General features: G+C 38.8%; 7 protein-coding genes. 2 read left to right on the top strand and 5 right to left on the bottom strand.

Features of this window, described 5'->3' with window-relative positions:
- Positions 1–190 precede the first annotated feature (190 nt).
- The 5 genes from GVV22_RS10845 to GVV22_RS10825 form a co-directional block, all read right to left on the bottom strand.
- Positions 191–1147, bottom strand: coding sequence for a hypothetical protein (locus GVV22_RS10845; RefSeq protein WP_159650062.1), 957 nt, complete (start codon positions 1145–1147; stop codon positions 191–193).
- Between the two features lie 285 nt (positions 1148–1432).
- A complete protein-coding gene (locus GVV22_RS10840) occupies positions 1433–2311 on the bottom strand; it encodes an ion transporter (RefSeq protein ID WP_159650061.1) in 879 nt (292 codons plus the stop codon).
- Between the two features lie 109 nt (positions 2312–2420).
- Positions 2421–4166, bottom strand: a complete 1746-nt coding sequence (locus tag GVV22_RS10835; RefSeq protein WP_159650060.1) for a DEAD/DEAH box helicase — start codon at positions 4164–4166, stop codon at positions 2421–2423.
- A gap of 103 nt (positions 4167–4269) precedes the next feature.
- Positions 4270–5025, bottom strand: a complete 756-nt coding sequence (locus GVV22_RS10830; protein ID WP_159650059.1) for an exodeoxyribonuclease III — start codon at positions 5023–5025, stop codon at positions 4270–4272.
- A 2-nt stretch (positions 5026–5027) separates the two neighbouring features.
- Positions 5028–5819, bottom strand: coding sequence for a hypothetical protein (locus GVV22_RS10825; protein WP_159650058.1), 792 nt, complete (start codon positions 5817–5819; stop codon positions 5028–5030).
- A 109-nt stretch (positions 5820–5928) separates the two neighbouring features.
- On the opposite strand from GVV22_RS10825, the gene GVV22_RS10820 reads away from it, so the two are divergent.
- A complete protein-coding gene (locus tag GVV22_RS10820) occupies positions 5929–8337 on the top strand; it encodes a PD-(D/E)XK nuclease family protein (protein ID WP_159650057.1) in 2409 nt (802 codons plus the stop codon).
- Positions 8334–11453, top strand: coding sequence for a UvrD-helicase domain-containing protein (locus tag GVV22_RS10815; RefSeq protein WP_159650056.1), 3120 nt, complete (start codon positions 8334–8336; stop codon positions 11451–11453). Before GVV22_RS10820 ends, GVV22_RS10815 begins: the two co-directional genes overlap by 4 nt.
- Positions 11454–11627: the final 174 nt, after the last annotated feature.

Genomic DNA, 11627 nt, shown 5'->3' with positions numbered 1-11627 from the left:
TCGCATCGAATATCCTATACTTAATAAAATATCGATTTGGTCTTTTATTTTTTTATTTAATTGCTTATACTTCATATGGGAGCTCCTTTTAGTCGGGTGGGCTCCTTTTATTATACAAAAACAACCGTACCCTGGTGGTGCGGTTGAGATTTGAATTTAGGAAAACAAGCCCGAAGGCTTGTTTTTTTAATTATTTAACGATTGCGATAGCTTTTTCGTTGTTAACTTCAATTGGTGATACTAATGGTGTTTTACCCATTGTTACTGATGATTTAAGATCTGCATCTGCACCTTTTTTGACTTCTTCTGGCGTTTTTCCGATAACATATTCGTTAAATGCTGCAACTTGTTCGTACCATTCTTTACCGATTGAACTTGCAATCTTCATACCATATTCATCTTTTTTCTGACCTTTTGTACGTTGAACTTCTTCGTTCAATGTAGCAACACCATTTTCAATTTTTCCTGTAACTTGTGCTGCATCGATGAATGAGTAGACAACTTTTCCATTTGGATCATATGCTGTTGCTGCTACTGTTGTTGTTAGATCAAGTTTGTCAGCTGCGCCTGTTGTGAATGAAACATTTCCTACTGTTGCTGCATTCTTTACGTCAACTGCATTTTCAACTGCTAATTTTACAATTTCCAAGTAGTTTGAAACATCAATTGAAACTGATGATGTTAAATCTGCATTTGCAGGCACAGCTGGGTGAGCTGCATCTTTTTCCACTGTTTCCATTGCTAATACTTCAGCAACTGTTTTTCCTGTCATCCAAGTTTCAAGATTTTCCATTTGTTTGTACCATTCTTGACCGATTTTACTTGCTTTGACCATTCCGTATTCATCGCCTAAAACTTTCTTTGAACCGTCAAATTTGAATGGTTCAATTGAGTTGTCTGCATTGTATGCTTGTTTGTTTTGAGCAACGTCAATTTGCACTTGAGCAATTTTGTCATCTTTCAATACGACTGTACCGTAGTATACGTTTGTTTCGAAGTTTCCTTTTTTGTCCCCTTCTGGTGCTGCGGCTTTTGCCTTAACAGTAACTGCAGTTCCAATTTTTACATCTTGCCCTTTTGGCTTTGATGCGCCACATCCTGTTAATACAAGAAGGCCAACTAATAATAAAGCAACTAATTTTTTCATTGCATATTCCTCCCATGTCTGCTCTTCCATTGTACGAATTTTATGTTTATTCGGTCAATTCATATTATTGAGATTGTTAGGTTATACCTATACTTTTCACAAGTTACATCATTTTTTTTACTAACTTGTGAAAAAATACATAATATTTACTAAGGTATTATTAAGTGCTTTCATACACATCGGATTCAATGTGTACTTTCATTTCCGTTTCTCAAAATTGGAGATTTCAATCATTGTCTACAATTTGGTTTTCACAAGCGATCTCTGAGCACCAAAGCTTCTCTATTATCGATTATCAATTACAGGATCTTCATCACGATCAGGTAATTGTTGACCACAACATGGACAATATTTATGATGGGGTTCAACTTTATGTTTTGGTGCCTTTTGTGCTTCCAGTTTTCGCGACTGTTCGATAAATCCTGCAGACACAATCCCGGTCGGAATAGCTGTCAATCCTATTCCTAAAAATGTAATAATTGCACTTAAGATTCGCCCTGCCGTTGTAATTGGATAAATATCGCCATATCCTACTGTTGTGATTGTTGACATTGCCCACCACATCGCCGAAAATGCGTTTTTGAATTTATCGGGTTGAGCTTGATGCTCAATGTCATACATTAACATTGAAGCAATAAACATTAGCAGAAGTATAATTATTATCGATGATAACAATTGTGATGCTCGTGTTTTGAGGACATTTCCAATCAAACTCAATGATGACGTATAGCGATTAATCTTGAACACACGTAACAATCGTAGCAATTTGATGCCTCGCATTGCTCCCGCGCTGAGTCCAAACATTGGCAGGTAGAATGGTAAAATCGACAATAGATCAACCATTGCCATACCACTCTTTGCATACTTTAGTCGTGCTTTTGTGGATGATAGTTCTGGATACATTAAATCAGCGGTCCAAAGTCGTATCGCATACTCTAAAGTAAAGAGAATGACAAATACCATTTCCATGGTATTAATCGCTGTTGTGTAATGAGTTGGTAAATCAAATGTACTGATAAATGCGACGACAACACTGACTAAGACAACAATCATTAAGAAGGCATCGACAGCGTTCGCGAGTGTAGAATGTTCATCTTGGCGAATCAAGTTGTAAATTTGGTGTTCGAGATACTTGTTGTACTTTTTATGATGTTTTATCTCCACAGTACTTCCCCCTTTTGTCACTTATGCCCATCATACCATGTATTCATAAATAAGCACTAAATTACTCCCACAAAAAAAACTCATAGCGAACCTATGAGTTTTGATTTTACTATTTTCCGCGGTCTTTACGACGGTCATTGTCGTAACGACGTGAGCGTGCTTGTTTGGAGTCTGATTCCGATCCACGACGACGGCGATCGCCACCACGGTTTCCGCGGTCACGGCCTCCACCATCACGACGGCGAGAATCTCCACCTCGGTCACGACGACGTGGTTCACGAATTGCTTCAACCTCCAACATCTCGGTATCGAAGTTTTTGCCTTTAATAGTTACTTTTTTCAAGTCTTCCATTATTGAGGCTGCATGTTCACGAGGAACTTCAACTGTGGAAACAGTATCGTCAATTATGATGCGGCCGATATCTTTTCCACGAATTCCTGTGGCTGTTGCAATTGCACTAACAAGGTGTGATGCCGAAATACCTTGGCGTCCTCCGATTGTTAATGCGATTTTTGAGAATTGGTCACGGTTTTGAACACGTTTGCTTGCTGCTTCACCTTTAATTGCTGCTAGATTATTTTCAGCAACAGATTTATTGATGAATGCAATAATGATCTCTTCTTGTGTGAAGCCTTCTTTTGAAAGACCTTCATATGCTATATCAAAGAGTTTACCACGTTCTGCCGATGACCATTGGCGAATATCAGCTGCAAGTTTTTGCACCAATACTGCGTTAAGTTGTTCTTTAGTAGGAAGTGGTGTTTCTTTAATTTCTGAATTTGAAAGACGTTCGATTTGACGAATTGCGTAGCGTTGGCGGCGTGTTACAAGTGTAATTGCCAATCCTTCTTTACCCGCACGTCCAGTACGTCCAATACGGTGTACATAGTATTCAAGTTCTTGCGGTACATCATAGTTGATAACAACATCCATGCTGTCAACGTCGATTCCTCGAGCTGCAACATCAGTCGCGATAAGCACTTTAACCATGCCTCGCTTGAAGCGTCCCATAACCATGCTTCGCATTTCTTGCTTCATGTCACCATGTAATCCTAAAGCGGGGAATCCGGCTTTATTTAATTCTGTAGTGAGCTCGTCTACCATTTTCTTCGTATTACAGAAAATCATGATTCCGTTTGCGTCGTGAATTTGTAGTAATTGTGTTACTAAACTAATTTTTTGATTTGATTCAACTGTATAGTAACGTTGCTCGATGCGTGAAACCGTTAAGTTATTGCGTGATAATGCAATACGTTCTGGTTCAACTAAGAAATCATCACTTAAGCGAATAATTTCTTTAGGCATTGTTGCAGAGAAGAAAGCCATTTGACGTTCTTCGGGAAGATATTCGAAAATTTCACGAATATCATCAACAAAACCCATGTTCAGCATTTCATCGGCTTCGTCTAAAACAATTCTTGTTGTGTGGTTTAAGCGAATCGTACGACGACGGATATGATCCATCAAACGTCCCGGTGTTGCTACCACAATATCTGCACCACGTTTCAAATCTTTAATTTGACGGTCAATTGGTGCGCCTCCGTATATACTCACAACACTAAGTTTTTTGTATTTTGCAAAGCTACGAATTTCTTCAGCAACTTGCATACTTAGTTCGCGTGTTGGACATAAGATCAAAGCTTGTGTTTGTTTATCTACATGTTCAACTGCAGTCACGATTGGTAATCCAAACGCCGCAGTTTTACCTGTTCCTGTTTGAGATTGCGCTAATAAATCATGACCATTTAATAAAATAGGGAGTGCTTGCTGTTGAATATCGGTTGGATTTTCATATCCTTTTTCCGTTATCGCGCGAGCGACTTCCTCTGATAATCCTAATTCTAAAAATGTCATTTATTTTCCTACTTCTTTTCTAGTACACGCGTTAAAGTATAACATAAATAAAAACGCTTGTCATTTTCTGTACTTATTATAAAAAAAGAGTAGGAATCCTACTCTAGACTTGAAGTTCTAACATGACCGGACAGTGATCACTTCCAATAACTTGATCATAGATATCTGCACCTACAATCGCATCACGCAAGCGCTCTGAAACAACAAAATAATCAATCCGCCACCCTACATTTCGACTCCGCGCTGCTGCACGGTAGCTCCACCACGAGTAACGATCTGTGACATCTCCGTGGACATGACGGAATGAATCAAGGTAACCTGCATCCAACAAATTCGTAAATTGCCCACGTTCTTCATCTGAAAAACCAGGGTTTTTCCGGTTTGTACTTGGATTTTTGAGATCGATTTCTCTGTGTGCAACATTGAGGTCACCACATATAACAACTGGTTTATCTGCTTCTAGTGTCGTAATAAATGCACGGAAGTCATCCTCCCATTGCATACGATATTCTAAACGTTTTAGTTCTTGCTGGCTGTTTGGGGTATATACACACACTAAGTAGAACGCATCAAATTCGCATGTTATGACACGACCCTCTTGATCGTGCTCAGAAATTCCAATGCCATATTTGACCGATAGTGGCTTTTGGCGCGAATAAACAGCAGTTCCTGAGTACCCTTTTTTCACCGCATAATTATAGTATGCGTGATAGCCCTCCGGATGATAGTCCAATTGACCTGCCTGCATTTTCGTTTCTTGAAGACACAAAACATCTGTATCTAAACTTTCAAAAATACCTACAAAATCTTTTCCCATTACTGCTCGTAATCCATTCACATTCCAAGATACCAATTTCATGTCTATTGCCTCCACATTTCACTAAATGGTTTGAATTCAATGCTTGAACTCATTTGTTTAGCACTTTGACGGTGCTTCTTAATATCATTTTCATTTTCATTGATTAAGGTTTCGCGGTCTATCATGTATTGAACATAGACCATTTTCTTAATGAGATACCAGGATGCGATTGCATCATGAATCCGTTGTGCACGTCCTTTCGGCTCATTTTCAAAACTTAGTTCGAGAGTTTCTTTAATGCTCTGGCTCTCAGCATGACTTTGTTCCAACAAGTCTTGTGGTGTCGTAAAGTAGCGACGGTCCTGCTCTCGCTGGAGCACTGAGCATCGTGCCTTTCCTTCAAACAGCATGGTATACAAGGCTACGATTCGTTCAGAATCAGATGTATCCATCACCATAACATTATCGACAAACGGCTCTAATAATGCATCGCGCTCAGTCAAACTGAAGAAAATACCTTTTGCTTCATAATAATTACGATTGACCAAAATCATTGCAAACTCGCGACCTTCTATTTCTGTATAAAGTATAAGCGGTGCTTTAATATACCACTTTGGAATTTTATGAATATCCTTGTAACTTATAATTTTATTGGCAATCACTTCTTTATTAATAAAAACACTAAATGCCTCAATCACACGCACTTCAGAATCTATTTCCAAAATGCCCTCCAGCGTATCGCTAAATTGTACATTGTCACGGTTCAGATAATCTTCTACATATCCGTTGAAAGCACAGTCTTTAGCACCTACGCGGAAATCTTTTATTTCCTTCAAAGTTGTGTACAGACTCATTTATATATTTCCCCCCATGTACTCTTATTTTGGCATATTCTTAAAAGAAATGAAAGTGTGTCACACTCGAATGTGATTATGATTTATAATGGTGTATAAGGAGGCATTTATGAGACAAACCTATATTACTGCTTCTCATCTTGTTGATGATTTTCGAAAGGTACTTTTAGAAGGGCGCGAATTCGCACTTGGTGTACAAGTTCGTCCTTTTAACTTTGCATTTAGCGAAGCTTCTTTGGACCGTAAATCGATTGAAGTTGCTATTTATCATGCCTTAAAAAACCAAACATTTACAAAATTAAACGATGTTTTGAATTACCCCAAAACAATTCAATCGTTTATGGCTCTTTTGGATGAAATGGACGCCTATGGTGTATCCTTGAGTGATTTACCCAAAGCGACACCATTACAACTTGAAATTGCACAGGTGATGACAATTGTTCGCACTATGATTCCTGAACCAACCATAGGACCGCAATCATATATCGCCTATGATCAAGGTCTCTCGCATGCGCACCGTGCATTTTTAGCGCGACACGAAATACCCCTTACCTCACGTTTACCAATGGAGCCTACTTCCATCCGTTTTCGAGTTGCATTAAACATTCGGTCTGAAATTGAGAGTGTCATCCAGGATATTCTCAACAAGGATATTAAAAACGCTGTCGTTGCAATTCCTAATTTTAATACTCATCATGCATTGATTGAGGCGACACTCGCGCGCTATGGTCTGCATCAAAAATTTTCAGATAAACGCTTTGATCTTGCGAAAGCACAATTTCTTGCAATGGTTACTCTTGCTTTAGATAAATCAGTTCAATCGGTTTTAGCTCTTATTGAAGCGAATCCATTAAAATTACAGTTTATCGATGACCTCGTTTATTACATTCAACATTTTGAATTAACGTACGAACAATTGTTTGAACCGTTTAACCATGCACAAGAACATCCTGAATATCCGCAAATCTATCGCCTGCAAGACCATATTCAATCTGATGTACTTACGTTACAGCAATTTATGCTTGATCTTTCAACCAAAGATTATGCTGGCGTCTTAACCTTTGCCTACGATACCCTTGCCCTTAATTCGCGCATTGACATTCGTCCGATTAAGTCTTTCCTAGAAACTCACATGCATCTCTATGACGCATCAACACATTTATTCTTTATCAATCACTTTAAGAATGTTCAGAGCCGTGCATTAACACAACACGTCATTCAATGGATTGATATTCGAGAATTGCCGTATCTCGCACCACAGCATCTTTATGTTCTTGGTTTGAGTGCAAAGCAATTTCCGGCAATCGCTTCTCGAACAGGCATTTTGGATGAAAGCTACGTTGCCCAAATACACAACTTCCCGAGCCTCGACGTTCGTACACAATATCTTTTAGATCAACAAAACATAATTTTCTCACACAGCACGAACCTTACATTGTCTTACCATGCGTCATCGTATGAAGGAAAGGGTATTGAAGTTTCCTATCCAATTGAACGTTTCTGTGCTGATCGTAACATTCAACTTGAACCATGGAAATTAAAACAAGTTAGCGAACGAACACCCGTACCCCGCTCACTGAGTCCAGATCTTGCACCACAAATTTATTTGAAAGATGGAAGGATTGTTGGCTCTATTTCGGCATTCCAAATGTATATCAATAACCCTTACCAATTTTTTGTGGAACGCGGATTGGCATTACGAGAACCTGAAAAATTTACCTTTGATCCTCGTATTATTGGAACGATCAATCATCGCATTATGGAAACAATGCATAAACAACTTCCCAATGATGCATGGGATTCAATCGGACGCGTGTTCCCGAAAGATTCTAATAGAATCAAGATGATTCAACGGCGTAATGAAGCACTCATGACCATGAATATAGATTTTGTGAAGGAGTCCATTGCAACGTCGACTTTTGATGTCGCCGATACTGAAAAGTGGTTCGAGGCCGATTCACTGTTTAAGAATATTCACCTGCGCGGTATTATCGATCGTATCGATTTGAGCGATAACCATGCACTTATCGTCGATTATAAATCGACAGCCCAATCGCTAAGCCAAGGTTCCGTCCAGTCGGGACAGCAACTCCAACTACTCACATATGCCATGATTTGTGAAACACTATTTAGTAAATCTGTTCTTGGCGTCTTTTATTTTGGACTGCGCAACAGTAATATTGCCCTTGCTCCGTTGTCTTACAATATGTCAAAAGGCGTTATTTACAACGAAGAACTTCCCGAAGATCTTTGGAAAAAACAAAAGAAATATAGCGGCTGGATGTTTGATCTTCCCGAAGACATGTTCGAAACTGATACCTACTATGGTGGACTGCGCCTGGGTAAAACGGGTATGGGATTATGGCGTAAGCCGTTTGATATGGACAAAATCAGACCACTCCTACACCACGTCTACGATACCATTCAGTTTCATATTTTATCAGGTATTTTAGATGCGGAAGCAATTACTATTGAAGTCGATAAAGACCTTAATCTTAGAAAGGATGATGACGCATGACAACGTTTAACCCGCAACAACAGCTTGCCATTGATGCATTGAATCAAAATGTAATTGTTTCCGCTTCGGCGGGGGCTGGAAAGACAACTGTGTTAATTGCTCGATTAATGAAACGCATCATCCACGATAACGTTCGTATAGATGAAGTGTGCGCTATGACCTTTACGGAGGCTGCTGCTTCGGAAATGAAAACACGATTACTTGCAGCTCTTAACCAAGAGTATGAAACGCATGCAACACCATTTATTGCCGAACAAATCGCTCTAGTCGAGACAGCACAAATATCGACGATCCATTCCTTCTGCCTGACAATTATTAAAAACTACGGTTATATCATTGGTATGAATCCTGAACGTGCTGAAAACATCTTAGACGATGCATCGGTTACATTGCTTCAAAATCGCGCTTTAGATGCGACTTTGGATACGTGGTTGCAAACCAATCCTGAAGCAACTGAACGTTTACTGGATATCTTTTCGACGAATCCGATTGATTTTGACGGATTGAAAGATGCACTGCAAGCAACCGCATCATGGTTATTAAGTAAAAAAGAACCCCTTGCGGAAGCAGCGCGTACTCTAAACCTCTACCAAACGGATAACTTTGACGCACTACCACCTATATTCAAGGATTATTTTTTCCATCAATATTTACACGCAATTCAAGCAATCAAGGGCAACATCCAAACTTTGGTTTCAATAGCGGATGCATCCTATGATGCTAACGATAAGAAACAAGTAAAGTTTTTTGACCAATCAACAATGCTCAATGATGTTTTTGGAAAGCTATTGGATGTTGAAGCTGCGGTTAAGAATCACGATATTCTTTTTTATGACTCCTTCCAAGATCTTTTCAACTTCAAACTCCATGCAGATACTAAAAATGAAGCCTATACCAAAGCCCGAAAACAGCTTGGCGATAGCATTCAGGAAATTTTAGAATATCACCGTCCTTTAGACGCACAGTTTGCACTGCTTCACGAACAATATGATGATGTCGACAACTTGCTGCACATGACACAAGATTTCATGAGCGCCTACAATGACATTAAAATTGCCGAAAACTGTCTCGACTTTAGTGACTTTGAATCTCTCGCTTTAGAAATTCTTACTGTTAATAACTTTGAGATCGCAACGTTGATTCAACCCCGCTATCAAGAGATTATGGTAGACGAGTTCCAGGATACCAATGAGTACCAAGATGAAATTATTCGTTTAATCTCTAATGGAACCAACATTTTCCGTGTCGGTGACATTAAACAATCTATTTATCGCTTCCGTGGTGCAAAACCGAATATCATGCAAGACTTAATGAAAGATACAACGACTCAGAATTTGTTTTTATCTTTCAATTATCGTTCCAAAAAAGATATCGTAGATTACAACAACTATGTTTTTGATAAGTTGATGAACCTTTCTTTGGGGATATCGTATCGTGAACATGACCATGTAAATGTCGGAATTCCACAACAATCAGAAGATTCTCACCCTGTAGAATTTCACATTATCGAGCGTGGTGATCGTTATTTCGAGGCATCGGTTAACCAACAAAGAGCCGATTATATTGCCCAGGAAATTATTAAGTACCACAAGCAAGGTTATGCTTTCAAAGATATGGTCATCTTGGTACGCTCCCACGCAAGCAAAGCATATCTAAAAGAAGCGTTCGTCGCTGCAAACATTCCACATTACATTGATGATCGAAGTGGTTTCTACAATTCAGAAGTTATTCAAGATATTATCCACATCTTAAACTATGCGCTAAACCGTCACGATTTTTATCTTGTCTATGTACTAAAATCAGTCTTTATCGGATATTCAGACGATCAGATTGCTGCTTTAAAGCTATCCGGACATGCTTCCATCAAGGAAGCACTTAAAATCATGGATCTTCAAACACACTTTATGATTCATGATTCAATTCGAACATGGCGCACAAAAGATGTCGTCTCAATCATTCAAGATATTATTGTGATGCGTAACACCTATCAGTCACAATTATCTTTACAAGATAAAACTAATGTTGATTTTTTACTTGAAAAAGCCGTTCAATATCAGGCTTCACGTACCCCCACGCTACTGGGCTTCATCCGCTTCATCCGCGAATTCAAAGATGATACAAGCAGCGAAGCATCTCCACTAAGTAAGGATGCTGATGTCGTTACATCGATGACAATTCATCAATCAAAAGGACTGCAATTTCCAATTGTATTCTTGTGGGGACTTGGCAAACATACGGTACGAGACCATACAAGCACGCTTGTCACTGATGACACACTTGGTCTTGCCTTAAATCATATTCAAATGCCTTATCGCACACAAGAAAAGAACATGCTTCGGACAATTGTTGAATATAAACAAGATCACGAAGAACTTGAAGAGTCCTTACGTTTACTTTATGTAGCACTCACCCGACCACAGAAACACCTCATTTTGGTTGATGTAACAAAGGAATTTAAACCTGAACCACTTTCCAGTGCACTGCTGCGTGGACATCGAAACAAAACTGAACTACTCTTTGCTGCAAGTCCGCCATCACGAATTCTTAAAGTCATCGATGCCGAAGAAATTGGAACTGAAAAATTACAAGAGCAAGCAACAATTATTCAAAATGAACCCTTTAATTCAAGATTTGAAATGATTCCTGAACCTGTTCTTATTGCACAAAATGCACCACTAGATCCGGATAAATTCTCTGAATTTGGAATGGCTTACGGAACGACTCTTCATGAATCAATTGAAGCACTCCCCAACCGAACGTGGACGCAAGAGGACCTTGTTGCAATTGATGCACGATTCCATCAACCACTCATAACATATAACGCGCATCCTTTTACACAACAGTTGTATACCTATCCCGTCATTGAAAAAGAAATCCCATTCATTGACGCTGATAGTGAAGGTATTATCGACTTTTTCGCGCAAAACAATAAAGAAATCGTTATTGTAGACTTCAAAAGTGATAATGCAGATGCCGCAACACTTTGGAAACGTTATGCGCCACAAGTCGATGGATACATCGCAATGATGCGTAGTTATTACCCGAATCATAATGTGAGTGCATATATTTATTCTTTCCATCTTCAAACATATTTAAAAAGAGATTACACATTGTAGTCTCTTTTTTCATTTGATTGGATTTTACTTTCTAATAACTGACAAGTTATATTTATTTATCATAGATACTTTTCATTTCATTCATTTTTATAAATATATATTCTTGTATCCATTTTTTGGATACATATACGCTTGTATCCATTTTTTGGATACATATGTACTTGTATCCATTTT

The sequence above is a fragment of the Erysipelothrix aquatica genome (assembly GCF_009828825.1).
Classification (GTDB): domain Bacteria; phylum Bacillota_I; class Bacilli_A; order Erysipelotrichales; family Erysipelotrichaceae; genus Erysipelothrix; species Erysipelothrix aquatica_A.
The sequence above is the reverse complement of the archived record's forward strand: the minus strand, read 5'-3'. Positions and strand labels throughout refer to the sequence as shown.

What these genes read in the sequence shown, in the direction of transcription:
- GVV22_RS10845 (WP_159650062.1), bottom strand. Translation starts at nt 1,147, where the DNA reads ATGAAAAAATTAGTTGCTTTATTATTAGTTGGCCTTCTTGTATTAACA.
- GVV22_RS10835 (WP_159650060.1), bottom strand. Translation starts at nt 4,166, where the DNA reads ATGACATTTTTAGAATTAGGATTATCAGAGGAAGTCGCTCGCGCGATA.
- GVV22_RS10830 (WP_159650059.1), bottom strand. Translation starts at nt 5,025, where the DNA reads ATGAAATTGGTATCTTGGAATGTGAATGGATTACGAGCAGTAATGGGA.
- GVV22_RS10825 (WP_159650058.1), bottom strand. Translation starts at nt 5,819, where the DNA reads ATGAGTCTGTACACAACTTTGAAGGAAATAAAAGATTTCCGCGTAGGT.
- GVV22_RS10820 (WP_159650057.1), top strand. Translation starts at nt 5,929, where the DNA reads ATGAGACAAACCTATATTACTGCTTCTCATCTTGTTGATGATTTTCGA.
- GVV22_RS10815 (WP_159650056.1), top strand. Translation starts at nt 8,334, where the DNA reads ATGACAACGTTTAACCCGCAACAACAGCTTGCCATTGATGCATTGAAT.